This window comes from Leuconostoc litchii (assembly GCF_008107645.1).
GTDB classification, from domain to species: domain Bacteria; phylum Bacillota; class Bacilli; order Lactobacillales; family Lactobacillaceae; genus Leuconostoc; species Leuconostoc litchii.
In genome coordinates, this window is the sequence record NZ_SDGY01000002.1 from 66,804 (window position 1) to 93,690 (window position 26,887).

25 protein-coding genes and 1 other annotated feature are annotated in these 26,887 nt (G+C 35.7%); of the genes, 4 read left to right on the forward strand and 21 right to left on the reverse strand.

Translation table 11 applies throughout. The features are described from left to right. Positions 1 to 88: 88 nt before the first annotated feature. The 10 genes from ESZ47_RS06545 to folB form a co-directional block, all read right to left on the reverse strand. A complete protein-coding gene (locus ESZ47_RS06545; RefSeq protein WP_148605884.1) occupies positions 89 to 1,102 on the reverse strand; it encodes an L-threonylcarbamoyladenylate synthase in 1,014 nt (337 codons plus the stop codon). Next, positions 1,099 to 2,091, reverse strand: a complete 993-nt coding sequence (prmC, locus tag ESZ47_RS06550; protein ID WP_148605886.1) for a peptide chain release factor N(5)-glutamine methyltransferase — start codon at positions 2,089 to 2,091, stop codon at positions 1,099 to 1,101. The genes ESZ47_RS06545 and prmC overlap by 4 nt, the downstream gene beginning before the upstream one ends. Beyond that, positions 2,088 to 3,158, reverse strand: a complete 1,071-nt coding sequence (prfA, locus tag ESZ47_RS06555; protein ID WP_148605888.1) for a peptide chain release factor 1 — start codon at positions 3,156 to 3,158, stop codon at positions 2,088 to 2,090. The genes prmC and prfA overlap by 4 nt, the downstream gene beginning before the upstream one ends. An 82-nt stretch (positions 3,159 to 3,240) precedes the next feature. Continuing rightward, the gene (locus ESZ47_RS06560) at positions 3,241 to 3,849 is read right to left on the reverse strand and encodes a thymidine kinase (RefSeq protein ID WP_148605889.1); all 609 of its coding nucleotides are present in this window, start codon (positions 3,847 to 3,849) and stop codon (positions 3,241 to 3,243) included. A gap of 193 nt (positions 3,850 to 4,042) precedes the next feature. Next, on the reverse strand, positions 4,043 to 4,963 hold the full coding sequence (locus ESZ47_RS06565; protein ID WP_148605891.1) for an NlpC/P60 family protein: 921 nt from the start codon (positions 4,961 to 4,963) through the stop codon (positions 4,043 to 4,045). A gap of 196 nt (positions 4,964 to 5,159) precedes the next feature. Further along, entirely contained in the window at positions 5,160 to 6,239 is a 1,080-nt protein-coding gene (gene folP, locus ESZ47_RS06570; protein WP_148605893.1) for a dihydropteroate synthase, read from the reverse strand. Continuing rightward, a complete protein-coding gene (locus ESZ47_RS06575) occupies positions 6,226 to 6,831 on the reverse strand; it encodes a non-canonical purine NTP pyrophosphatase (RefSeq protein WP_148605895.1) in 606 nt (201 codons plus the stop codon). Before ESZ47_RS06575 ends, folP begins: the two co-directional genes overlap by 14 nt. A 39-nt stretch (positions 6,832 to 6,870) precedes the next feature. Beyond that, the gene (folE, locus tag ESZ47_RS06580; protein ID WP_148605897.1) at positions 6,871 to 7,443 is read right to left on the reverse strand and encodes a GTP cyclohydrolase I FolE; all 573 of its coding nucleotides are present in this window, start codon (positions 7,441 to 7,443) and stop codon (positions 6,871 to 6,873) included. Between the two features lie 13 nt (positions 7,444 to 7,456). Beyond that, positions 7,457 to 7,936 (reverse strand): 2-amino-4-hydroxy-6-hydroxymethyldihydropteridine diphosphokinase, encoded by a 480-nt coding sequence (folK, locus tag ESZ47_RS06585; protein WP_148605898.1) that lies wholly within the window; start codon positions 7,934 to 7,936, stop codon positions 7,457 to 7,459. After that, a complete protein-coding gene (gene folB, locus ESZ47_RS06590; protein WP_148605900.1) occupies positions 7,933 to 8,319 on the reverse strand; it encodes a dihydroneopterin aldolase in 387 nt (128 codons plus the stop codon). Before folB ends, folK begins: the two co-directional genes overlap by 4 nt. A gap of 172 nt (positions 8,320 to 8,491) precedes the next feature. Here folB and ESZ47_RS06595 point away from each other — a divergent pair, with 172 nt between their 5' ends. After that, positions 8,492 to 9,850 carry a Mur ligase family protein gene (locus ESZ47_RS06595; protein ID WP_148605902.1) on the forward strand — a complete coding sequence of 453 codons (1,359 nt, stop codon included), beginning with the start codon at positions 8,492 to 8,494 and terminating at the stop codon, positions 9,848 to 9,850. Further along, a complete protein-coding gene (locus tag ESZ47_RS06600) occupies positions 9,850 to 10,581 on the forward strand; it encodes a type 1 glutamine amidotransferase (protein ID WP_148605904.1) in 732 nt (243 codons plus the stop codon). The genes ESZ47_RS06595 and ESZ47_RS06600 overlap by 1 nt, the downstream gene beginning before the upstream one ends. Before the next feature lie 93 nt (positions 10,582 to 10,674). On the opposite strand, the gene ESZ47_RS06605 is transcribed toward ESZ47_RS06600, so the two are convergent. Next, a complete protein-coding gene (locus tag ESZ47_RS06605) occupies positions 10,675 to 11,256 on the reverse strand; it encodes a TetR/AcrR family transcriptional regulator (RefSeq protein WP_148605906.1) in 582 nt (193 codons plus the stop codon). Between the two features lie 169 nt (positions 11,257 to 11,425). Here ESZ47_RS06605 and ESZ47_RS06610 point away from each other — a divergent pair, with 169 nt between their 5' ends. Further along, on the forward strand, positions 11,426 to 13,186 hold the full coding sequence (locus tag ESZ47_RS06610) for a DHA2 family efflux MFS transporter permease subunit (protein WP_148605908.1): 1,761 nt from the start codon (positions 11,426 to 11,428) through the stop codon (positions 13,184 to 13,186). Between the two features lie 85 nt (positions 13,187 to 13,271). Here the strand turns inward: ESZ47_RS06610 and ESZ47_RS09385 are convergent, their stop codons facing one another. The 3 genes from ESZ47_RS09385 to ESZ47_RS06620 all read right to left on the reverse strand — a co-directional run bounded on the left by ESZ47_RS09385 (position 13,272) and on the right by ESZ47_RS06620 (position 16,559). Further along, the gene (locus tag ESZ47_RS09385) at positions 13,272 to 13,430 is read right to left on the reverse strand and encodes a hypothetical protein (RefSeq protein ID WP_167497054.1); all 159 of its coding nucleotides are present in this window, start codon (positions 13,428 to 13,430) and stop codon (positions 13,272 to 13,274) included. A gap of 54 nt (positions 13,431 to 13,484) precedes the next feature. After that, positions 13,485 to 15,329, reverse strand: a complete 1,845-nt coding sequence (locus ESZ47_RS06615; RefSeq protein WP_148605910.1) for an APC family permease — start codon at positions 15,327 to 15,329, stop codon at positions 13,485 to 13,487. Between the two features lie 99 nt (positions 15,330 to 15,428). Continuing rightward, positions 15,429 to 16,559 (reverse strand): PTS sugar transporter subunit IIC, encoded by a 1,131-nt coding sequence (locus tag ESZ47_RS06620; RefSeq protein WP_148605912.1) that lies wholly within the window; start codon positions 16,557 to 16,559, stop codon positions 15,429 to 15,431. 419 nt (positions 16,560 to 16,978) lie between these two features. Here ESZ47_RS06620 and ESZ47_RS06625 point away from each other — a divergent pair, with 419 nt between their 5' ends. Continuing rightward, entirely contained in the window at positions 16,979 to 17,974 is a 996-nt protein-coding gene (locus ESZ47_RS06625; RefSeq protein WP_148605914.1) for an AI-2E family transporter, read from the forward strand. 34 nt (positions 17,975 to 18,008) lie between these two features. Here ESZ47_RS06625 and metE read toward each other — a convergent pair whose 3' ends face one another. The 7 genes from metE to ESZ47_RS06655 form a co-directional block, all read right to left on the reverse strand. Beyond that, positions 18,009 to 20,297 carry a 5-methyltetrahydropteroyltriglutamate--homocysteine S-methyltransferase gene (gene metE, locus ESZ47_RS06630; RefSeq protein WP_148605916.1) on the reverse strand — a complete coding sequence of 763 codons (2,289 nt, stop codon included), beginning with the start codon at positions 20,295 to 20,297 and terminating at the stop codon, positions 18,009 to 18,011. A 172-nt stretch (positions 20,298 to 20,469) separates the two neighbouring features. Then, positions 20,470 to 21,363, reverse strand: a complete 894-nt coding sequence (locus ESZ47_RS06635; RefSeq protein WP_148605918.1) for a methylenetetrahydrofolate reductase — start codon at positions 21,361 to 21,363, stop codon at positions 20,470 to 20,472. 16 nt (positions 21,364 to 21,379) lie between these two features. Beyond that, a complete protein-coding gene (locus ESZ47_RS09575) occupies positions 21,380 to 21,502 on the reverse strand; it encodes a hypothetical protein (protein ID WP_280114210.1) in 123 nt (40 codons plus the stop codon). Between the two features lie 73 nt (positions 21,503 to 21,575). Continuing rightward, positions 21,576 to 21,829 (reverse strand) — a binding site (T-box leader). Between the two features lie 10 nt (positions 21,830 to 21,839). Continuing rightward, positions 21,840 to 22,553 carry a gamma-glutamyl-gamma-aminobutyrate hydrolase family protein gene (locus ESZ47_RS06640; protein WP_148605979.1) on the reverse strand — a complete coding sequence of 238 codons (714 nt, stop codon included), beginning with the start codon at positions 22,551 to 22,553 and terminating at the stop codon, positions 21,840 to 21,842. Between the two features lie 8 nt (positions 22,554 to 22,561). After that, on the reverse strand, positions 22,562 to 24,157 hold the full coding sequence (locus ESZ47_RS06645) for a peptide ABC transporter substrate-binding protein (RefSeq protein WP_148605920.1): 1,596 nt from the start codon (positions 24,155 to 24,157) through the stop codon (positions 22,562 to 22,564). A gap of 116 nt (positions 24,158 to 24,273) precedes the next feature. Beyond that, positions 24,274 to 25,566: an O-acetylhomoserine aminocarboxypropyltransferase/cysteine synthase family protein gene (locus ESZ47_RS06650; protein WP_148605922.1), complete on the reverse strand. Its 1,293-nt coding sequence runs from the start codon at positions 25,564 to 25,566 to the stop codon at positions 24,274 to 24,276. A gap of 185 nt (positions 25,567 to 25,751) precedes the next feature. Further along, entirely contained in the window at positions 25,752 to 26,879 is a 1,128-nt protein-coding gene (locus ESZ47_RS06655; protein ID WP_148605924.1) for a 5-methyltetrahydropteroyltriglutamate--homocysteine S-methyltransferase, read from the reverse strand. Between the last annotated feature and the right edge of the window lie 8 nt (positions 26,880 to 26,887).

A 26,887-nucleotide genomic window follows, 5' to 3' on the forward strand; every position in this document is an offset into this window, starting at 1 on the left:
TTTAATTTAGAATAATGTTTTGTATTTGTTAACTATTTTTGTAAATAATTAATAAAAAAGCTACAACACCCTAGTGTTGTAGCTAAATTTAAAATTGAAATTCTTGATTTCCAGCTGCCTTACCCAAACGGTTATTAAACGCTTTACCAATACCAATTGGTGGCATTTTTTGAACATAAATTGTTGCTATTTGCGGTTCGTCATCATAAAAACGCAATCCTGCAAACAACTGCTCCGTAGCCGTTTCTAAGGTTTCTCCCAATGACCAAGCTTGGTTATTCTTCAGTGACATGCTATCAATGACATGATCTTGTGCTATTACTACATCCTTTAAGTCCAGAATGTGTTTTAAATCTAATGCATCTAGTTCATCAAACATTACCACATTTTTGTCTGGAGCATAATGACGATATTTCATCCCTGGTGCTTTAGGCGTAACATCACTCGCAACTGATTCTGTACTTGTAGCATCGACAACTTTTACCTGAAGCACTTCTTCTAACTGCTGTTGTGTCACAGCACCTGGACGCAAAATAATAGGTGTTACTACTGACATATCCACAACCGTAGATTCAACGCCAACCTGTGTCGGACCATCATCAACAATACCGGCAATTTTATTTTTCATATCGTGCCATACATGCTGTGCAGTTGTTGGGGATGGCTTACCTGACGTATTAGCACTCGGTCCGACAATTGGTCTACCTGCATTACGAATTAGTTCTCGTGTGGCATCATTATCTGGTAACCGAAAAGCTACGGTTTGCAGCCCGCCAGTAACCATCATGGATACTTGATTCACTTTAATAGGTAATATAATCGTCAATGATCCCGGCCAAAACTTATCCATCAATTTTTTGGCTTGTTCAGAAACTGTTACGAATTTATCTAATTGGGACACGTCTGCAACCGTCATAATCAAGGGATTATCAGCTGGACGTCCTTTGGCGATAAAAACTTTTTTGATTGCTACTTCATTGGTTGCATCAGCACCAAGACCATAAACTGTCTCGGTTGGAAAAGCCACAACCTCACCCTGACTAATTAACCTACTTGCCTCTTCAATATCATTCTTAGTTGTTTTAAAAATTTTTGTATTCATTTTTCTACTCGAATCATGCGATCAAGTCCAGCAAAATCTTGACGCAATGTAATTTTAGCATTGGGCAGTACCGTCTGGAATAGCTCTTGTACTGCAGTGCCTTGCTTATAACCAATTTCAAAGTAAGCTCTACCATGATCAGCTAGATGTTCATTTAACCCGCAAGCAATTTTTTCATAAATTGCCAGCCCATTATTGTCCGCAAACAATGCCATGTGTGGTTCAAACAACATAACACTCTCATCTATTTCTGCTTGATCGTCATTAGCGATATATGGCGGATTACTGACAATGAGATCAAACTTCAAATCACCTAACGCACTATAAACATCACTTTCAACAAAATGTAAATTTAATAAGTTAAAACGTTGAGCGTTCATTTCAGCTACTTTTAAAGCTTCTGAAGAAATATCTGCTGCAAAACCTTTTACTCTGCTATTTTCGAGCATAAGTGTCTCAATAATAGCACCACTACCCGTACCAATATCTAAAACAGAAACAGGATGCTCAGAATGCCCTGCATCTTTTAAAATCCACTCAACAAGCTGCTCTGTTTCTGGTCTAGGAATCAGCACACGTTGATCTACTATGAACTCACGTCCATAAAACGGTGCATGTCCCAAAATGTATTGCGGTGGTGTATGATGAATTAATTCTGATACCCATCCCGGCCAAAGTGCTGCTAAAACAGACGGCATTTGTCGAGACATATTAGCTCGCAGCATACCATAATTAACATTCAGTGCTCCACTAAGCATAAAATCAATATTATTTTTGGCTTCATCATCTGGTATACCAGCACTTGTTAATTCCAAAATAGCCCATTTTCTGGCCTCTAACATTGATATTTTTACCGTAGCAGGATTAATCGGCTTTTTAACATCATCCCACTCAAACCACCTTGGTGCGTTCAACTTGCTAGGGGTCACTTCCCGCTTATCATTATTTTTGTTAAATTGATCCGGTGTTTCAAAGCGTTTTCCCGTCATTTGTTTAATTCCGCCAACTTTGCTGTCTGATCTGCGATAACAAGGGCATCAATAACTTCACCAAGATCACCGTTCATAATACGGTCCAATTTATTAAGCGTCAGACCAATTCTGTGATCTGTCACACGGTTTTGTGGATAATTATAAGTTCTGATTCGTTCTGAGCGGTCACCAGTTCCAACTGCTGATTTACGCTGTGCAGCATATTCTGATTCATTTTGTTGTGCATAAAAATCGTAAACACGACTAGCCAATAATTTTCGTGCCTTATCACGATTCTTAATTTGTGTTCGTTCTTCTTGCATTTTGACCATAATACCAGTTGGCTTATGGATCAGACGAACCGCTGTCGAAACCTTATTGACATTCTGACCACCAGCACCACCTGAACGGAAGAATTCTTCTTCTAAATCTGATTCATTGAGTTCAAAATCAATTTCCTCGAACTCAGGCATGACACCAACTGTGGCAGTTGACGTATGTACACGTCCTTGTGTTTCAGTAGCGGGTACACGTTGGACACGATGCGCACCAGACTCAAACTTCAATTTAGAATAAACATTATCGCCAGTAATCATAACAGCAACTTCTTTATAACCACCAACTTCAGTCGTTGTCTCATCGATAATGCCTATAGACCAATTTTGACCTTCAGCATAACGTCGATACATATCTAGTAAATCAGCTGCAAATAATGATGATTCATCGCCACCTGCTGCACCACGAATTTCCATGATAATATTCTTATCATCGTTAGGATCCTTAGGAAGCATTAATATTTTAAGTTGCTCCTCAAGTTGTTCTTTTTCAGGTCTTAAAGAACTAAGATCCTCTTTTGCTAAAGGTGCCATCTCATTGTCGCCTAAGAGTTCTTCAGCATCCTCAATATCTTGAATAACCTGCTTATACCTTGTATAGGTTTCAACCGTTTGACGTATTTCACCAGCTTCTTTAGAAAGCTTCATATAATTTTGACCATTATTCATAACTTCAGGATCAGCAAGCTGTTCATTAAGCTCATCATAGTGGTCAACAACTGTTTGTAAGGATTGAAATATTGGATCCATTTTATTCTCCAGTAACTGTATTGCGCAACATTAATAGCACAAATTCTTTTATGTACAAGGGTACCCTAACCTCGTATTATTTTCATTCTTGCGTTTGAGGGAACATCTCAGTAACTTTATCTTGGTCAGGATGAAACCAATGATAACGGCATGTAGGAATATAAGCTTCATCACCACCAATAAACACTTGTGCACCCTCACGTTGTGGCTTACCGTCAACAATACGTAATTGCGTCGTTGCTTTTTTTCCACAGAATGAGCAGATTGTTTTCATTTCTTCTAATTTATCAGCCAATTCTATCAAACGTTTTGACCCTTCAAACAAATGATTAAAAGCATCTTGTTTTAAGCCAAAAGTCATGACCGGAATATTTAAATCATCAACAACGTAAGCTAATTGATCAACTTGTTCAGCAGCTAAAAACTGTGCCTCATCAATTAATACTACTGCTAAATTATCATTATTCATACTTTTAATAAATTGATATAAATCTTGTTCCGGTTGCACCTTTACAGCCTCTCGAGATAATCCAATTCGACTTGCAACAATACCAACACCAGCTCTTGTATCTGTAATTGGTGTCATTAATAAAACTTTACGCCCTTGAGACTCATAATTATGTGCTACTTTAAGGATTTCAATCGATTTTCCGGAACTCATTGCGCCATATTCAAAAAATAATTGTGCCATACTTTTACTGTGTCTAACTATGTGCTGTAAACACGTATTCTCCTTTTCTCCAATTTGCAATGAAGCCATGTTATCATCACACTATTATATGTAACCTATGTATCTATACTAAAATATAGACACTACTAATAACATTATAGCAATATTTACGATAACAAAAAAGCCACTATATATGCGGCTTAAGAAAAGATTGCTATTCTGTTACCTCACGTCGGACGGTTCCGGGTTTCAATAAGTCAGCCCATGTTAGCGTTTTAGAAGATTTATAATTTACTAATTCATTCAAACGACTAATTGCTACTCCATCAGTTGGAGCAGCATCATGAAGAATGAATCCGTTACCAAGATAAATTGCTGTATGTAAACGATCTTCAGTGTAAGTATTTGGGGTGACTAATACATCCCCTCGTTTCATGTCTGACCAGTTAACTGCTGTACCTGTCTGCGCTAATAAAGTTGTCGATGCAGCAGATTGCACCACTAATGGTAATCCTGCTTTTCGATAAAACCATGCAATGAACGATGAACAGTCAAACTCATTTTTTGCTATGGAACTACTCGTACGACCACCGCCGTAGGAGTATGCACTCTTCCCTACCAATGCCATACCACCTGAAATAACTTTTTCAATGGTTGTATTGTCACTCTTAACCGAATCGGCAACTTTTTGATAGGCAGTAACTGAATTATTCGCACCATCTTCATCAAAGTAATAAAAATAACCATCAATTTTTTTTAGACCATAAACCATTTCACCATTCGTAGGCGAAAAATAGTATTCTTTTTTACCAATAGTTTGCAACCCCGTTAATTTTTTTTTGGTCTCATCTGAAATTAAGTAAGTTTTCCCAAAAGTGGTTGTCTTCATTGTAACTTTTTCACCAGACACGGTTGTAAAATTTTGTGATTTATCCTTCAAGGAGACTGTTTTTAGTAAGGTTGTGCGCAATACCTGAGTTGGAATTTCTTTGATATTTTTTGGTAAGCTAATAACATTGTTAACAATCAATAGCCCCATAAAAAACGCAACGGCTGGTATCACAATGACTAACGAGTGCATGTGATTCTTGCGCTTTCTGACCTTATATCTTGATGCTCTTCTTTTTAATTTCATTTATCTTAAATTCCTTCATCATGTTACGCTCCTTCCTCATCATAACAAACCTACCTTATAACAAGATTAAACTATACTTAAATTAGTAAAACCGACTGAAATTAGCATAGTTATTATCGTGAATCAATGCCTTTATTTTTGACACTAGGGATTTAAAAAATAAAAAACAGGCAAGGCGACTAAGTATCCATTAATGTCAATATTTTGACCAAAAACTACCAGCTATTGCCTGTACAACCGTTGTCATTTGTTTGGCAGACTGCACATCGTGCACTCTTAAAATACGTGCACCACGATTAAACATTTCTGTAGCTGCCACCAATGAAACATCAGCTCTTTCATGTTTTGGTAGATTCAACAAAAACTTAGCCCAACCTTTATTAGATACGGCAGTCATGACTGGACGTTTAAAACGTTGCAAATTGTCAATACTATTCATCATCGCTAAATCTTGATGCATATCTGAGTTTTTCGTGTAGCCAATACCTGGATCCAAAGCAATTCGTGACACATCGATTCCCGCTAGATGCATTGCCTTTAAATTTTCCTCAAACCATTCACCCATTTCAGAAACAACACTTTTCACACTATCTGCACGCGGATTCCACATCGTTAGCAAACCAACTGATTTGCTAGCTAGAAATGGTAATTTACGACTATCATCTGTAAAACCATTGACATCATTAATTATATCAATCCCCAAATTAACAGCTTCAACCATAACCTCATATTTGTAGGTATCAATTGCTAACACCGAACTTGGAAACCTTTTTTTGATTTCAGTAATATAAGGCGCAATTCGCTCAATCTCAGCTTGCGCATTTAACTCCAAACCTGCTTCAACATATCCCGGCTTAGTTGTTTGACCACCTATTTCAATAACATTTGCACCTTGCTGAATCATTTGTTCAACACGTAGCAACATAGTTTCTAAATCAGCAACATCCTCACCATTATAAAATGACTCGGGGCTAACATTCAAAACGCCATAAACAATGCCACTTTCATCGTACAACTTATGATCATTAACTTGCCACAAATAATTATTTTGATTCAGCCAATCTACTAATTCTGGACTGTCTATTCGTTCATTCAATGCTTTAATTGCACCACGACTCAACCAATAACCTGAATCACTTGAAACAGCTTGAACCTCAAATAGGAACTTTTTCATTGAATCATTTAATTGATCAATACTAATTAAAGCTCCTTTTCCTCTAGATTGTGCTTTAGACAAAACAGCGTGATTAGGTAATAAAATTTCAATTTTTGCCATAGCATTCTCCTAGTTCCCCTAATAATTTTTTCGCAGCACGGCCACGATGTGAATAATTTACCCGCTCTTTCATCGGCATTTCTGCAAATGTTTTACCATTTTCTGCTTCAAATAACGTATCAAATCCTACAGAGAAATTACCTCGCTCTTTAGTAGCTAATATAACGCCTCCTCGTCCAATTGCTTGATGAACCTGATTATCTGGTGTTAACAAGATAAATAAAGCTTCTAAGTACGCACTGCGCTTCATTTCAGGTGTATATAAGTGCAACAAATATTCATCTTCTTCGCTAATAGATTTCAAGCCTAGTTGTTTAAATTCTCTAGCAATCGTTAGTCCAAAACGTTCAGGAAATGCCTCAAAATAAGCACCAGTATCATCAGCTAATATCCATTCATTTGGCAAAAAATTTTGCACGAAACGAGCCTTGGCTAACGCATTTTCGTATTGATTATCAGTTGTTTCAGGTGGAAATATCTGCTCATCAATCAACGAACGGTAGTTCAATACCTCAACACCAAATTCGGCGAACACTTGCTTAATTTCACGTGTTTTTGCTGAGTTATTAGATGCAATTACCAATCTTTGCATAATGATCCCCTTTAATAATATAGCCTTGTTAATAATAAACTACTGGTTAACGCGATTTATGAACTGTTGGCGTAACATCATATCTGTTTTTAATATGTCTCTAAACACGCTACTAGTTGTTTGCGTTCCAGGGCGGTTTATGCCACGCATTTCCATACACATATGACGTGCCGTAATATTAACAGCAATACCTTTGGGTGACAAAATTCGCGCAATTTCATCAGCTATTAATGTTGTTAAATTTTCCTGAACACTTGGACGACGAGCAGCCCAATCGACTAAACGTGGTAATTTACTTAATCCAATAATTTGACTGTCTGGCACATAAGCAATATCAGCCGTTCCAAAAAAAGGCAATAGATGGTGCTCACACATTGAATAAAATGGGATATTTTCAACAACAACGATATCCGCATCATTGTCGGTAGGAAAAACTTTGTAATCTTGAAAATTTTTTTCGTTAGTATGAGCAAATATTTCAGCATAAGCCTTAGTTACACGTGCCGGTGTTTCTACTAAACCATCCCGTGTAACGTCATCCCCAATAGCTGCTAATACATGTTCAACATCTTTTTCCAAACGTTGACTTGTTTTAATATCAAATATCTTCATAAAAACTCCTAACTTATTGATTACTTACTTGACGTATCCAATTTTTATCTGTTGTTGCTGATATCAGTTGTTGAACTTCGTGCTTTCGTTCAGGTAAAACCACATCTAATAATGGTGTTAAAACAAAAAGCCGGTTAGCCATTTCACGATGTGGAATTGTCAAGTTATCTGTTGACCAAGTTTCATTTCCAAAAAGTAAAATATCCAAATCAATAGTTCGCGGTCCCCAGTGCTGGATACGGACCCTTTTTAATGTCTTTTCAATGTCTTGCAATACAACTAATAAAGCAGAAGCATTTAAAGAAGTGTCTACACGAGCCACAACATTATAAAAATCATCTTGAACAACACCGCCGACTGGCTGTGTTTCATAGATAGGGGACACAGCTTCAACAGTAATGTTAGATTTCTCCTGCAATAATGTTATGGCTTGCTTCAAATTATCTGCACGATTTCCCAAATTTGATCCCAAACTCAAATATACAATTGTCATATCTGTCCTCTTTTTACTAAATCAGCCTGTGTACCACTTACCGTAATAACAAATGGATCATAAATTCCAGGTAAAGGAATGGCATGCTTTTTAACAGCTACTAATACTTTTTCAGCTTGTTTAAATTGCGCTAATAAATCAAATAATATGTCATTTGCAAGTGATTCTATCAAATTAACTTGCGTATTGTTTACTCGTTTTTCAACTGCTTGATAGATATCAACATAAGAGATGGTCGTATTCAAATCATCATCGTGAACAGCGACCTCAATTGGATAAGTCACTGTTGCATCAATAGAAAGTGGTTGTCCTAGCTGTTTTTCAGCAGAAAATACCCCATTATAAGTGTAAAAGCGCATATTTGGTAAATGAATAGTCCCCATTGTTTGTCTCCTTTGCAATATAGCTCCTATTTTACCACGCGTTTTACAGTTGCTAGCGATGTAATTTATATAGCATCAACAAGATAACCATAAAATGACATCGAATACATATTGAAATTCCCCACCACTTACTGGTTCATGGTAAAATTATAAACATGAAAGTGGGGATATTATGACACTTAAAAGTTCAATCGCACGCGCCACGGCAAAAACGACATATTGGTTTTTAAGAAACATTTTGCATCGTGGTGGAACCAGCTTGCCAGGTAAACTAGCTGTTTCAATCGATCCTGATATTTTAAAAACCATTCAACAAGATTTTGATTTAATTATTGTTACAGGGACGAATGGTAAAACACTCACAACAGCTCTCATCACTCGTGTTTTAGAATCCGGTGGTTACCAAGTCATTACAAATCCCTCTGGATCAAACATGATTCAAGGCATTACTGGCACATTGGTAACTACTAAAGTTAAAACATCACCGAATGGCAAAAAGCCATTAGCCGTACTTGAAGTTGATGAAGCTAATGTGGAAAAAATTACAGCAGCAATTCAGCCAAAAATGTTTGTTTTAACCAATATTTTTCGTGACCAAATGGATCGTTATGGTGAAATTTACACAACTTACGATAAAATTGTTACCGGAATTAAAAATGCACCTGAGTCACTCGTCTTAGCTAATGGTGACTCACCTATCTTTATGCGTGGTGATTTTACCAACCCACGACGGTACTTTGGTTTTAATCATGTTTCACCAGCTAATTATCAACCTGATGTTGCTCCTATTAACACTGATGGTATTTTATCGCCAACTGATAATTCAGTGTTGCACTATGATTTCATCACCTATGCTAATCTAGGGCAGTATTTTAGTACCACAGATAAATTTTCTCGCCCTAAACTTAACTATCAAGTAACAAGCATTGATGACTTAACACCACGATATTCAACTTTTAGCATTGACAACACACCCTTGCGTATTGAGATTGGTGGTTTATATAATATATACAATGCTTTAGCAGCCTTTTCCGTAGGGCGTGAATTTGGTGTCGCTCCTGAACAAATCAAAAAAGCATTTGAATCAAATGCTCAAATTTTTGGCCGTCAAGAAGCTATTAATGTTGATGGTAAAGATGTGATCATCGTATTGATTAAGAACCCCGTCGGTACAAATTCAGTAATTGACATGATGCTCAGCGAAAAAGATGAATTTTCTCTTTTGGCGCTGTTAAATGCAAATTACGCAGATGGCATTGATACTAGTTGGATCTGGGATGCCGAATTTGAGAAATTACATGATACAAACATACAAGCCGTAGCTACTGGTGGCGAACGGTATAAAGATTTACAGGTGCGTTTAAAGATGGCTGGTTTTACAGAACAAGCCGTTTATGAGGATCTTTCAAAAGTCGTGACAGCTATCAAGTCACTACCAACCAAAAAAGTTTACATTGCTGCCACTTATACGGCAATGTTACAATTGCGCGAACAATTAAGTACGAAGGGCTACATAAAAGGAGGTTTCTGATGGCGAATTATGATATTTCTGTGGCTCATTTATACGGCAATCTAATGAACACGTACGGTGATTATGGTAACATTATTGCCTTAACTTATTATGCTAAGCAAATTGGTGTATCTGTTGACTACCATTTGGTATCTCTCGGGGATGAATTTGATGCTATCGCATATGATTTCGTATTATTTGGTGGTGGACAAGATTATGAAGAAACTATTGTTGCCAATGACTTGAAATCAAAAACAAATCAATTGCACGACTATATCGAAAATGATGGGGCTTTATTAGCAATTTGTGGAGGTTTTCAATTATTAGGTAAATACATGATTATGGCAGATGGTACTAAGGTTGATGGTATTGGTGTGATGGATCATTATACAACCAATATGTATGATGATAAATTAACGACACTAACAGGTGAGCGATTAACAGGTAACATCGTCATTAAAAATAATGAAACTGATGAAACATATCATGGATTTGAGAACCATCAAGGACGTACTTTCTTAGGTGAAAGTGAGCGTTCTTTAGGCACAGTTATCTCTGGTAATGGCAACAACGGTATGGATAAAACCGAAGGTGTAATCTATCGTAATGTCTACGGCTCATATTTTCATGGACCTATTTTCACACGGAATGGTAATTTAGCAAAACGAGTTTTGATAACAATTTTAAATAAGAAGTACCCGACTATTGATTGGCACAGTATGTTAGAGGCTGTCGAAACAGAAACGTTTTAACAATGAATAAATTATAGAAACCCCCTAAGTTAAAAAATTTTAGCTTAGGGGGTTTTTACAGTAAAGAAAAGAACATACAATGAATAAGATTCATCAGCCTTCTCTACTATCCATATTATTTTTATTTTTTATCATTCTAAATGATTGAATGAGTATCTTCACCACTTCATCTATAGTTATGTTTTGACGATCAATTGCAAGCCATGATCCATACACATTCCAAAGTCCCCCCACCCCATAACGGGTTGTGTAAAATACCTCTCGACTATCCTTCTCTTCATCAATGTGCCATGGTACAGAATTTGATGTATAAAGTTCAGCAATAACTTCATTAAATTCATTCAGTACATAAGTGAACAAACCAGCTTTTTGTAAAATAAACAATTGTTTTTCAAAATGATTCCAATAATGAAAAAAATAGGCAATAAATGACTCGAAATTTTCTAAATGTTGTAAACGAATTTCATCACCATATTTTTTAATTAGATTTTGAACATATTCTGACAATATTTCTTCCTTTGAATTATAGTAACGATAAAATGTTCTCCTAGATACACTAGCCCGCTCACTAATATCTTGGATAGTGAACAACTTGATATTTTCTTTTTCATCTAGTAGCGCAAGAAATGCACTACATATTGATTCTCTTGTTTGCACTGACATTCTATTATTCATATTTGCCCTCATCTCACTACTGACACAAACATTTAGATTTGTGTCAGTAGTTAAAACTTCCTAGTGGATATTCCATTTTAAATCTTTTTGGGATATCTTTATATTAAAGTGTTTGACACACTTGTGTCAATAATGAGAATTAATTTGTAAATATAAAAGGAGAATACGTATGCACAGTACAAAAAAAATAAAAATCATTGGATTTATTGGTCTAATTTTAGCCGTCTTCATGGGTGCTCTGGATGCAACGATAGTCAATATTGCGCTTCCTAATATCATGACAGATTTAAATGCAAACCTTACTAATGCCAGTTGGGTAGCAACAATATATGTTTTAGCCATGGCTTCATTCATAATTACTGCTTCAAAGTTAGCAGACATTTACGGTCGTAAAATCGTTCTACTCATCGGTATTATTATTTTTGGAGGCTTTTCGTTTGCCTGTATGGTAACTAATTCTCTATCACTCTTAATTATTTATCGGTTTTTCCAAGGTATTGGCGGTGCGGTCATGACACCAATTGTCTTACCAATGGGTATTGAGTTATTTGGTAAAAAAAATAGCAGTAAAGTAGCAGCAGCCATTGGCGCCTTTTCAGCATTGGCTGCTGCCGCTGGTCCTGCTATTGGTGGAATTATTATCAATTCTTTTAGTTATCATTGGATTTTTGGAATAAACATTCCTATTGCCATAATTTCTTTTATTGCTATTTTATTTGGTACGAAAGAATCATATGATTACTCTGTTTCGAAAAATGTCGATTTATTCGGAATAATTCTATTAATTATTTTCATGGGAGGATTGAGTTTTGGACTATTGGAGGGTAGGGACTACGGGTGGTCTTCAACAACCATTCTTGCCTCTTTCACAATTGCTGTAATCAGTTTAATTTTATTTATTATCACCGAATTAAAAGTAAAAGCCCCCACAATTGACCTACATCTCTTTAAAGAAAAAACATTTACCGATTCCAGTATTGTTTACGCAATTTTTGGATTTGCCATCATTGCACCTTCATTAATATTAAATTATTTTTTACAAAATGTACGTCAATATTCAGCACTCCACGCTTCTTATCTAATTATTCCAGCGTCTATATCAATCGCTGTTGGCATGATTGTAGCTACAAAAATATATTATAAAATTTCTGCTCGTCTACTAATAACTATAGGTCTTATAGTAACTACTGGTGGCCTGTTCATGCTCAGCTTAATAAATTATGAGACCCCTTCTAGTATAATCATTAGTTGCAATACCATTATCGGTTTAGGATTAGGATTCACAGCAATGTCTTTTACAGCATCTGTCAAATTTCTGCCTGTAAATAAAACTGGTATCGGTTCTGGTATCGTAAACGCATCGCGGTATGTTGGACAAGCTATCGGCATGGCACTTTTAGTAACCACGTTGAACAACAACATTGCTACCGCAAAATCAAATATCAAATCCGAAGCATATCGTCAAATTAAAACACGAAACTTATCTAAAAATGTCAAAAATGTATTCAATAATGAGATAAAAGAAAATTTTAAATATACCAAAAATAGCAATAATATTTCTGGAAAACAAACAACAATGAAATATCAAGTAACAAGAGCAGCCAAAGAAACGTACGGCTTACCACTACCTAAACTTCATTCTGATTACCGAAAACTTTATGACGCTAATACTAAAATCAATGACGGTATCAAAAAAATCGCAAACATACCACAATTAACGACTACTGTTACACCATTAGTCGTTGGGCAACATCAGATGATGACTTCAATTAAATTATTGGCTCAAAAAGATGAATTAACCAGTACTTTAAATAAAATCAAAGAAACTAAAAATAATGAAATATCAACTGCCTTTGGTAAAGTATTCTTACTAACTGGTACAATAACACTAATTTGTATACCATTGTCTGCTTGGACAGATAAAAAATGACATACTTTATTTAGTAAACCTTCTAATGTGAATATTAAAAAAACAACAGTTACTCCAAATAGCTGTTGTTTTTTGTGCTCATACACTAATTATTTAATTTTTGATGTTCGTCAGCTTGTTGCTTTTTTACCTTATTCACTTCCCTATGATACCAACGTATGATCATGACCAAGCCAACAGTTGAAATCAGCATGGCAATGACTACCCAAATAAAAAATAAAATTAATTTTGTATCTTGTGACATCTGATTATAGCTAACACAGATTATTCATTAATCCATGCTTTCATCCCTTCCTAATTATTCTGATAAATGATAGTAATATGTTGATACAGATATATCTGTACGGGCTGCAAATGCTGCTCGTAAACGCAAAGAGTTTTGGTTATGCAAAATATTTTGCCATGGTTGCTTTGGTACAAATTGTGGAATTAAAACGGTTACTGAATGGTTTCGCTTCTCTGCTTGTTTTACCACAGCGTCAACAAAACTTAATGACGGCTTAACAATTGAACGATAAGATGAATGAATATCAACATAACGTACATCGGGAAAGTCTAATTTGAATTGATTTGAAGTTTTTAATTCTTTTTTAGGATTAACATCAAAACTAACATGCATCGCCACAACATAGTCACCAATAGACTGAGCATAATCTATCGCTTCCATAGTTACTTTAGTAATATTTGAAACTAAAACAATGACCGTAGCGCCATCGTAATGGTGGCGTTCAGCATTATCATTTTTGAGATATTGTAAACGTAATTGTTTTCCAATACTCATATAATGATGCTTAATTTTCAAAAACATAAATAAAACGATTGGCATAATTAATAAATATGGCCACACATGTTCAATGCGCGTCGCAAAAAGCGTAATCACTAAAACAGCAGAAATAAAGGCGCCAACAAAATTAATAATCGCTTTAACTAACCATTTTTGTGGCTTTTTACGCCACCAATGAATAATCATTCCTGATTGCGATAAGGTAAATGGTACAAAAACACCTACGGCATATAATGGAATCAAAGCATCTGTTGAACCGTGGAAAATCATTAATAAGATTATAGCCCCAAAAGCCAGTGAAAGAATACCGTTTGAATAGCCCAATCGATCACCTTTATCCATGTAAAGGTGTGGTAAGTATTTATCACGTGCCAAATTTAAGGCAAGCATTGGAAAAGCCGAAAAACCAGTGTTAGCTGCCACAGCTAAAATCATAGCTGTAGCCAATTGAACAATATAAAAACCAATATTGTAACCACCAAAAGTTGTCGCAGCAATTTGTGATAGAACTGTCGACTTACTATTTGGCATGATCCCTAACCAATAACTTAAAAAGGTAATACCACCAAAGAATAGTGCCAAAATTGCCGCCATAGTAGCAAGTGTTGCTGCTGCATGCTTTTCTTTTGGTTCCTTAAAATTAGGTACGGCATTTGAAATGGCTTCAACACCTGTTAATGATGATGAACCACTTGAAAATGCGCGCATAAACAAAACAAGCGATAACCCGCCAAAACTTGTACCAACCTTTGCCGCAGCATGATAAGGTAACTGTCCAGTTATGGCCTGGACAACACCCCAAGCAATCATTACTGCTAGTACAATAATAAAGAAATACACAGGTACCATTAGGAAGTTAGCACTTTCACGCAATCCACGTAAATTCATTCCAGTCAGCAATAAGACAATAACAACTGATAACGGAACTGTAAATGGTAAAATGGCAGGAAATGCAGCTGTAATAGCATCAGCTGCAGCTGATGCCGAAACAGCCACTGTCAACATATAATCGACAAGTAGAGAACCGCCAGCAATTAAACCAGCTTTAGCGCCCCAATTTTCACTGGCAACCGCATAGGCACCCCCACCAGATGGATAAGCATGAATAATTTGTCGATAGCTCATAACAATGGCAGCTAATAGAACCAATACAAGTAGTGCTATTGGCAACTGTAGCCACAAAGCAACTGCTCCTGCGGCTAGTAAAGCAGTCGTAATAGATTCAGTACCGTACGCAACTGAAGATAAAGCATCAGAAGACAGTAGTGCCAAAGCCTTTGTTTTGGATAGCGATTGTCCACCCTCATCAAGTGTTTTTAATGGCTTTCCAATCAAAGTTCGTTTGATATTTTCAAACATATCGTTTCTCTCAATACAATTATTTATTACTCAACATATTCTACGCCATTTTGTGTAGTAAAAAAAGCCGTCTATATGACGACTTCATGACAAATTTATTTAGACAACATCTAAATGTAAATCGTTTTTCTTTGTTTTACCAAGCTTCTTCAAAGCATAGTAAAATACAAGACCAGCTAATGTTGGCACAACTACTCCGAAGATCACCATTAAGGCAAAACCACGTGGATCAGTTGTTGCCAACGCAATTGGTGCGATAAATCCATTTAGTCCTAAACCAGCAATGGCATAAGGCACTTTAAAGTCGAAGAAACCAACAGCCAATACAGCTGAGATACCAGCAATAACAGCTGGACCAAAAAGCAATAATGGGCTTTTCAATAAATTAGGGAATTGCACTTTTGGTGTGACAATTACTTGTGCCAAGTTCGCACCCAAATCATTTTGCTTCCACCCCATAGCTGTATACATTACAAATCCTGCAGTTGTACCAACCAAAGCTGCTCCACCTGACAATGGATCCAACATAACAGCAATTGCTAAAGCTGCAGATGATGCTGGCGTCATCAAGAATAAAAACCAAACAACAGCAACAACAAAGGCACCTAGGAACGGATTAATTTTCATTGTAGAAGCAAGTTCTTCAGAAACCCAATTTAAGAAAGGTGTTGTAACAGAAGCAGTAGCTAAACCGAAGAATGTCCCTACTAGTACAGCTCCTAACGGAACTAACATCATATCTAACGGTGTTTTCCCAGTTAACCAATTACCAACTAATACTGCAACTAAGGCTGCTAATACGGCTGATACAGGTTGTCCAGAGGTCATGACCAATGAACCAGCAGCCTGATCAGCAACCCATCCGGTAGCTGTGTGCGTTGCTGGCGCAACAGCTGAAGTAAAATAAACAGCATTTGATCCCACCGTTGCAGCAATCAAAGCCGCTCCTGTTGTCAAAATATTTGCTCGCATCATCATCGCAATACCAACGCCTAAAGCTGGTGCCAACATCTTTTGACCCATTAAACCGGCTTGGATTAACGGCGTGTAATGAAAAATATTTCCAATTGATGACATCAAAAGTCCCATACCAAGAACCGCCAAAATGGCATTTGAAATTCCTTGTGAAACATCGAAAACAACTTCGCTCATCTTACGTGGCTGTGCTTTCATATCACTTACTGTTTTGGCCTCTTCTTTGGCCGGTGTTGCAGACAATGGTGCATCCATGGTACTATCCTCCTGTATTATGAACAATAATTTATTTAACGATTGTGACAAAATTATAAGAAAAAAAGGAAGCACTAGATATACTAGCGCTTCCTAAAGTATGTCGAAAAAATTCAACAACTCCACGCCAGCCTTTTTTCAAGGCTGGCATCAAAAAGTAGACCAACCGAGAAGTCAAATAATAATGACGACGTTGATCTTAATGACTTGTGTGAAGTTAGTTGAATTTAGACTTTTCATAATAATCTTTTCCCTTTAGTTAATAAAATTATTATGACACGGGAAAACATAAATGTCAATAGTCTAATTTTATTAATCATAAACACATTTAACAAAATTAAAACCATTTCTATAGACGTAAACTATTTTTCTAAAATTCCTTTATAATGAAATAATACGATTATTTAGGGGGAAATAACATGAATCTATTAGAAACAATCCAGAAACGTATCCCGTATAGATATGGTGTCTTACTAGTCATTATTTTATTAATTATTGGCTTGAAACAATTTATGCCTTTATTATTATTAACGATTATTTTTGCTTATTTAGCAATGAGTGTGGCTAAACCCGTAGCTAAATTTTTAAAAATTTCACGAACCTTATCTATTGCATTAGTCTATATTGTCTTTGTTACTGTTGTGGCCCTAGCAATTGAGCATGGTGCCTCAACATTAATTCAACAAATCAAAAGTATGGTTACTTTAGCCATGCGCTGGAATTGGCAAGATAATACATTATTGCAGGATATTTATAAAAATGTAAATCAATATACTTCTTTCTTCAACAGTAATCACTTAATTTCAGAAAGTTTATCGCAATTAAATCATATTGGTCATATTATATATCAACTAGTATTAGCCTTATTATTTAGTTTTATATTCAGCATGACCTATCCAAAATTAAGATTATGGAGTATGAACTTTCTTCATAGTCCATTCAAAAAATTTTTTGGTGAATTTTATATAATCGTGCATCGTTTTATTATTATTTTAGGTAAATTATTTGAAATTCAATTAATTATTTGCATGATTAATACAACGCTAATGTTCTTTGTGCTAACATTTCTTCATTTCCCTTACCTATTAGGGTTCACCATTTTAATTTTTGTTCTTGGCTTAATACCAGTGTTCGGTGTCATTATCTCGTTAATCCCACTAACTATTACAGCCTTTATTATTGGAGACTGGAACACCGTCATCATTATTATTATCGCCGTTGCATTAATTCATTTGTTTGAATCTTATTTTTTGCATCCTCATTTAATGTCACAAAAAACACATATGCCAATTTTAATTATTTTATTAAACTTAATTATTATGGAACATTTCTTTAGTGTCTGGGGACTAATCATTGGTCTACCAATACTAACTTTCTTACTTGATTTTTTTCAAATACAAAAATTTAATCAATAAAAAAGGCGATCAAACTATTGATCGCCTTTTTTATTTATAATTCAGCAAGCACGATATTACGAGCTTCTTCCAAATTTTTTAGTGCTTCGAGTGTTTGTTCTTCATTACGGGTTTTTAAACCACAATCTGGATTAACCCAGAATTGTTTATGATCGATTACCTTCAAACCACGACGAATATTGTCAGTAATTTCTTTAACAGACGGGATACGAGGCGAATGAATATCATAAACCCCTAAACCTATTTGTTTATCATACTGTGCATCTTCAAATGCTGAAATGATTTCACCATGTGAACGTGAAGTTTCAATAGAAATCACATCAGCATCTAATCCGGAAATTGTACTGATAATATCTTCAAAATCTGAATAACACATATGCGTATGAATCTGTGTTTCATCACGCACTCCTGTAGTTGTAATTTTAAATGAGTATATGGCTTCATCTAAATAATTTTGCCAATTGCGTTGTTTTAATGGTAATCCTTCACGCAAAGCAGGTTCGTCAACTTGAATAATCTTAATACCAGCTTTTTCTAAATTAATCACTTCTTGGCGCAAAGCTAAAGCTATTTGATTTTGAACTGTAGCTCGAGAAATATCATCACGCACAAACGACCAATTGATAATCGTCAATGGTGCAGTAAGCATTCCTTTCACAGGTTTACTAGTCTGTGCTTGTGCAAAAGCAGATTCTTTAACAGTAATTGGTTCAGTATAGGCAACATCTCCAAAGATAACTGGTGGCCGAACGCCACGCGATCCATAGGATTGAACCCAACCATTTTGCGTGGCAAAGAAACCAGCTAATTTTTGCCCAAAGTACTCCACCATGTCAGTACGCTCAAATTCACCGTGGACAAGAACATCTAAATCAATATCTTCTTGTAGCTGAATCCAACGCTTTGTTTCTGACGCAATAAAGTCATTATATTGTTTATCAGACAAATCACCTTTACGCCACGCTGCTCGCTTAGCCCGAACTTCTGATGATTGTGGGAATGACCCAATCGTAGTAGTTGGTAGTAGTGGTAAGTGCAAATTGTCTTGTTGCTTCTTCGAACGTTCAGAATATTTTGAATGACGTTCAAAATGTTCCTTTGACAGATGCTTAATGGCTTCTTGAACATTTTTATTATTACGAGCTTGTGAATCATTCAATGCTTTTATATCGTCTGCGTTCTTAATAAATTCTGCTGATACGTCATTACCATTTAATTTTTTAGTTAAACTTACCAACTCTTGTAACTTTTCATCGGCAAATGCTAGACCACCAAATAGCTCAGGACTAGCCTTTGTTTCAAATTTTTTGGTGATAGGTACATGTAGCAAGCTGTTAGAAGGTTGTAACCATAGCTTTGGTGCAAATGTATGTAATTCTTCCGCTAGACTAGCCTTTTCTTGCAAATTAGCTACCCAAATATTATGACCGTCAATTAATCCAGCTACCAAAATCTTATCATCTGGGAATCCAAACTGACGAATATTGTTCAAGTTTTCACCCTTTCCATGAACAAAATCTAAGCCAATTGCCTGTACAGGCAATTTTACTACTTTCTGATAAGGGTCAATCGAATCAAAATAAGTTTGTAATTCAATATTTAACTTTGGTGCTACTTCATGTAAGTATTTAGTGGCGCGATAATAAGGCTTTATATCATCATCCTTTTCAGTTTTTACCAGCGTTGGTTCATCTAATTGAACCCATTTAACCCCAGCATTTTGTAATTCCTCAAATACTTGTCCATAGAGTGGCAAAATTTGGTCTAATAATTGATTAATATCTTTCTCAGATTCAACATATTCACCATTCAATTTTCCTAGCTTGATCAACGTCACAGGGCCAACAATAACTGGCTTACCGTCGATTCCTAATTCATTTTTAGCTTCCTGCCAATATTTTAGCCAACGATTTTCTAACAAACGTGGCTCTGTGTTATCAAATTCAGGAACAGTATAATGATAATTAATATTAAACCATTTTGTCATATCGGCAGCCACATTATCTTTATCACCACGGGCCACTGCATAATATTCGTCTAGGGTTAGCGGACGTTTATAATTACCAAATCTTGTTGGAATCAGATTAAATGCAGCTGTTGTATCTAGCACATGATCATAATTCGAATTATCAGCAACTGGGATAATATCTATTCCAAATTCAATTTGCTTTTTTAAATTCTCTAGTCGCAAAGATTTAGATGTTTCACTAAATTGCTTTTCATTTATCTTACCTTGCCAGTAAGATTCAAGTAATTTTTTCCATTCGCGATGTTCACCGAGTCGTGGATAGCCTAAATTTGATGATTTTACTACACTAGTCATATTTTTCTCCTATTTTTCTCAAAAGTGCTGGCAACTAAAAGAAAAATTCACCTGAATCTATCGACAGAACCGCTACCAGTAAGAAAAACGGCCGTCAAATTTTTATCGGCATGTAAATAATAAACTTTTCGGCAGGCTATTTTCATAGATTTCTTCTTTCACTTAATTTTTGTTACCTTGTGAGTTTTTTAGATTGAATATACTCATTAATTTTCGGTAGCATCGTCTTCAAAACTTTTGGTTGATTCATGGCATATAAATGAATGCCATCAACGCCATGATCTAGTAAATCATATATTTGTTGCAGAGCGTATTCCATTCCAGCTTCTTGTAAAGCTTCCGGATGATCACCATATTTGTGTACTATCTTCGTGAGTCGAGCCGGTAAGGATGAACCAATCATATATGTAATACGTTCAACTTGTGCACGACTGATAATTGGCAAAATACCAGCGGATACTGGTACTTTGATGTAGTTTTCTTTCAGAGCTTCTTGCATATTATAAAAAACACTATTATCAAAAAATAGTTGTGAAATTAAAAATTCTGTACCATAAATCACTTTTTCTTTGACACCATTTACACTAATTCCTGTTATTGGATTATCAACATGCCCTTCTGGATAAATGGCCGCACCAACACTAAAACGGCCATCTTGTTTTATCTCTTGGATCAAGTCCTTTGCATATGGATAGTATTCATTCACATAATCAGATGATGGTAAATCGCCACGCAACGCAAATATATTTTCAATGCCTGCTAACTTAATTTCAGCAAGATTTTCTTTCAAAAGTTTTGGAGTCTGGTTAACGCCCGTTAAATTATGTAAGGCTGTGATATCACAATTCTTTTGAATGTAAGAAGCAATCTCTCGTGTTTTTTCATGATTATCACTTCCTCCTGCACCATATGTGACACTAATATAATCAACGCCGACATGTTTCAAATCAAGCTCACCTAATGTTTTATACAGTGATTCAATTCCGCCTTCTTTCTTTGGGGGAAATACTTCAAATGATAGTACTGGAGCTGGTTTTGTTTTATAGATTTCTACAATCTTAGTCATAATTATCCTCTCAATTTCAGTTATATAAACCAAACTGAGAAAACATAATTGCATCTACTGCCCCACTACCATTTAGATAAACTGCTGTTGTAATTTTATCAGCATGCAAATAATAAACTTTTTGATGATTTACCTTCACAGCCTTCTCCTATCTGAACTATTTTTTAAAATTTAAAATCAAAATAAAATCCCGCAATCTAAATAAAATTAGATTGCGGGACGATTATTCGTGGTACCACCCGGTATTTATACACTATTTTAGTGCACCTTATGTCATTTTTTAATATTAAAAAAATGAACGTGCTATATCGGACATTAACCGATTACAATTCACATCATAGCAATTAATACGAGCTCATCATAATAATAACTCCAAGACCATCTTCATGTTTTCACATACTTGTTTTCACCAAATACAAGCTCTCTAAAATGCTCAAGACACTACTCATCTTTTCATCGTTAGTCATATTATTTTTTTAAATCTTTTCAACAAATAAATTAAACAATTTTTGCGCATCTGGATTTTTCATAAGCAACATTTCAGGATGCCATTGTACGGCATAAATATGTCGTATCTCATCAGAAAATGCCTCTACAACATTATCTGAACTTACAGCATCAATTTGTAACCCATTTGCTAATTTCTTTACTGCTTGATGATGAAATGAATTTACTAGTGCTTCTTTATCAAACAGATTACTCAACCAGCTTTCACGTTTTAATATTAAGCGATGGGTAGGTATATACCACTTAGTTGGATATTGATTATGTTTTACAACCAAGTTTTGATACTGACTATTTAAATCCTGGTATAGTGTACCACCCAAAGCTACATTAATAATTTGCAAGCCACGACAAATACCCAAAATTGGTTTGTCTTGTTGAATGGCTTCTAGTACTAAGGCTACTTCAAATGCATCACGATCCTGATCCGTCTCATGTAAATTAACATGTGGATCTTCACCAAAGTACTCTGGTGAAACATCTTGTCCACCTGCTAATATTAAAGCATCAACAGAATTAATATATTCCTTCGCTAGGCTGGGACTCCCTATGGGAAATACCATCGGCAATGCTGATGCATCGATAATACCATCTATATAATTCTTTTGGATATAGTCAACATAATTCGTTCCAAAATGAGCATTTGGATGAAGAAGATTATTACTTGAAATACCTACTTTTTTCATCATTTTACTCACTTTGCATATTTATAATTTTGGTAACCTATCAACGGGTAATCCAAATTTTTAACCGAAGAGCGTAACAAGTGAACGTTAGACACTTGATACAATGGTGTCACACCATTTAGTTCATTATTCAATTTAGCAGCTTTTTGCTCTAATTCATAACGTTCATTATTTGCTTCGTGTTGATTAGAAATATCACTAATTAACTTTTCATAATCTGAATTTGTCCAATTTGTAAAGTTAATAGCACCCTTAGAATAAGCAATATCCAGAAAATCAATTGGATCATTGTAATCTGTAGACCAAGTCAACGTTCCTGCCTGAAAATCTTTATTATTAAAAGCAGCAATTTCAGCATTTAGAGGTAATTGTTTTAAATTAATGGTCACGTCAGGTAAAGTAGCTTCAATACTTTGCTTTAGGTATACACCCAATGCCTTATACGCATCAGTATCAGCAGTATTCAGTGTAATTGTAATCTTTTGTTGATTTAACTCTGATTGTGCTGATTTCAAATACTTTTGAGCTAATTCTTTATCATAAGGCAATGATAAATTAGCATTGAAATCCTTACCATTTACGGTAACCTCACCGCTCGGAACAATAGACTTAGCAGGTGTTGAACCATCAGCTAATGTTGATTGAGTAAGTTCTTTCCGATTGATTGCCAAACTTAAAGCACGCTTCAAATTTGTGTTGCTAACTGTTTTATCAGTAGCATTCCAAACAATAAAAGCTACACGCCCTTTTTGCGTTGATTTAATATCAGCAGCATTTGTTTTCTTCAAGTCAGTTAATATCCCACCAGAAATTTCTGCTTCATCAACTTTCTTAGACAAATACTGTTTAGACGCCAATGTTGCATCAGTCACTTGAGTAGCCTTAATTGTGTCATAATGAACACTATCAGCTCCGGCATAATACTTATTTTTTACAAATTCCCACGTAGTCGAAGACTGATTCCATTTTTTAATAGTATAAGCGCCATTAGAAACTGTTGTTTTTGCCGTTTGACCATATTTATTACCATATTCTTTCAGCTTAGCTGAATTAATCGGATACAATTCGTTGGCTAATATAAAATTAAAATAAGGTACTGGGTGAGACAATTCAATTTTCACCGTGTATTTATCGGGTGCACTAATGCCTAACTTATTGATATTTTCCTTATTATTATAAACAGCATCATATCCCGCAATATCTTTAAAATGGTTTGCACGAGTTGATTTTGTTGCTGGATTAACTTGACGCTTAACTGAGTCAACAAAATTAGCTGCTGTTACAGTTGACCCATCGGACCATTTTTGATTCTTTTTAAGCTTAATTGTATAAACTTTACCATCTTGAGAAGGTTCCACTATTTTTTTAGCAATTCCTGGAACAATTTTACCTTTCGCAGATGTGGTATAGAGTCCTTCAAGTGTTTGCACCTCTGCCCAATTTGCGCCAACTTGATCTGCTAAATTTGGATCAAGTGTTGAGATATTATTCTGTACAGCAACTTTCAAAGTGTGGCTTCCGGCCGATTTTGATGGTCGTGTCGTAGCATAAATTCCAGCAACGATGATAACAGCTGCCGCACTAATGACTATTTTTTTGTTCATGTTCTCTCTCGCTCTCAATGCCTTAATAGTGTTATTTTAACATGCTCACATTTTAATGGAAGTATAACAACTATTATTCACTGTTAAAATTCTCTCATGATAGTAGAAAAGACTACCTATTTAACATGTGCAAGAGCTTCATCTAGTGCCTTAATTAAATCATCTACATTTTCGATACCAATTGAAATGCGTATCAAGTCTGGCGTAATTCCTGCTGCAATCAGTTGTTCATCACTTAATTGTGCATGGGTTGTTGATTTCGGATGAATAATCAAAGACTTTGCATCCCCAACATTAGCTAACAATGAGAATATATCAAGGTTATTAATTAATGTTTCTGCCCCAACTTCACCCGCTTTTAAACCAAATGTGAAAATTGAGCCAGCACCATGCTTAAAATATCGATCAGCTAACACTTTATATGGTGAATCATCTAATTCAGGATAACTTACCCAAGCTACCTTATCATTATTATTTAAATACGATACGATTTTTCGAGTATTTTCTACATGTCGCTCAACACGCAATGACAAAGTCTCTAATCCTTGTAATAAATAAAATGCTGATTGTGGTGATAACGTTGCTCCTGTATCACGTAAGTGCTCTGCACGAATTTTAGTAACAAAAGCACTACCTTTTAAATCAGCCCAAACAATCCCGTTATATGAGGGTGTTGGTGTTGTAAAATCAGAGTAACGACCAGAAGATTCATAGTCAAAATCACCTTTCTCAATTACTACGCCACCCAGAGTTGTCCCGTGCCCACCAATAAATTTAGTTGCTGAATGTACCACAACATCAATACCATGTTCTAGTGGTCGAACTAAAAACGGTGTTGCAAAAGTTGAATCTACAATAGAGATGATACCGTGTTTTTGGGCAATTTCGGCAACAGCTTCAAAATCAGTAATATTAATCTTTGGATTACCTAAACTTTCAAAAAAGATTGCCTTTGTATTCGATTTAATCGCTTTCTCAAAATTTTCAGGATCATCAGGATCAACAAATGTTGTTTCAATAGATAATTTCTTCAATGTTTCTGAAAATAGTTCTACCGTTCCGCCGTATAAAGTTGAAGCAGCAACGATATGATCTCCAGCTCCAGCAACATTTAAAATTGCAGCTGTAATAGCTGCTGCACCAGAAGCTAACGAAATAGCCGCCGTACCACCTTCTAAAGCCGCAATTCTAGCTTCAAAAGCCGAATTGGTTGGATTCGTCAATCGACCATAAATGTTTCCAGCATCCGTTAAGGCAAACCGTCCAGCTGCTTGTTTAGCATCTTTAAATACAAAAGAAGTCGTTTGGTAAATTGGTACCGCCCGCGCGCCTGTTGCTGAATCTGGTTCTTCTTGTCCGGCATGAAGCTGTAGTGTTTCAAATGCATATTTCTTCTCTGGATTAGTCATAATTTTGTCCTTTTATATGTTATTTTTACTCAATCATTTATCAATCATTAAATTTTCTAACACATTCGACTTTGTACTAATCCACAACCAAGAAGTGTACTTAATGCACGTGTCATCTCAAAAAATCTATTGGGCATTGTATTTTGCATTTTTCTACTCCTGACAATGTTATTTGTGAAAGGTAGTTAACCCCAAACTTCGTCTAAAATTTCTTTAACAAGAGCTAATTTAGCCCACTGCTGTTCCTCTGTCAAAATATTACCTTCTTCAGTTGAAGCAAAGCCACATTGCGTTGATAACCACAAACGATCAAGTGGTAAATATTTTTCTGCTTCATGAATGCGTTTAATAATGTCTTCTTTGTTTTCTAACTCACCGGTCTTACTCGTGATTAAACCAAGGACAACTTTTTTATCTCCCGATACCTTAGCTAAAGGCTCAAAACCACCTGCACGTTCTGAATCATATTCTAGGAAATAGCTTGAGACATTCTCTTTCCCAAATAATTCATCGGCAACGGCGTCATAGCCACCCGCAGCAGCCCAATCCGAATGATAGTTTCCACGGCAAATATGTGTATTAATTGTCAAATCTTCTGGTAAATCAGCAATTGCACCGTTATTAAGATCAAGATACAAGTCTTTCAATGACTGAATATCAAATCCGGCGCCTGCCATCTTTTCCCAGAAATCAGGATCTACCAGCATGCCCCACGTACAATCATCAAGTTGAACTGTTCTTGCACCGGCTTCGTATAGAGCAAGAATTTCTTCACGATATACACGTTTAACATCAGCAAACAGTTCTTCATTTGAATCATAGAAATTTGACACAACATCAGCATTTGTTCCACGTGCTAGCTCTGCATAGAATTGTGCTGGAGCAGGAATCGTAATCTTAGCTTCAACACCAGCTTCGTCAGCTAAATCCTTTAAAAACTTAAAATGTTGAATAAAGGGATGTACTTTAGCATCAAAACTTAGTTTTCCATTTAAGCGTGCCGAGTCATCACGTGTTTCCTCATGAGCAAACAAGTAACCTTCACCATAGCTCAATCGTTCAACACCGCCAAATCCCCAGAAATTATCCAAGTGCCAATATGAACGACGGAATTCACCATCTGTTACCACTGTAATTCCAGCAGCAACCTGTTGATCAACTAAATGTCCAATTGCTACATTTTCAACCCCTTCGAGCTCTTCTTGTGTTAATTTACCATTTTCGAAATCTTGGCGTGCTTGCTTCAACTTAGCTGGTCTTAAAAATGAACCAACGTGTTGAAATCCCAATGCTTTTAATGTTTGTGTTGCCATAATTTTTC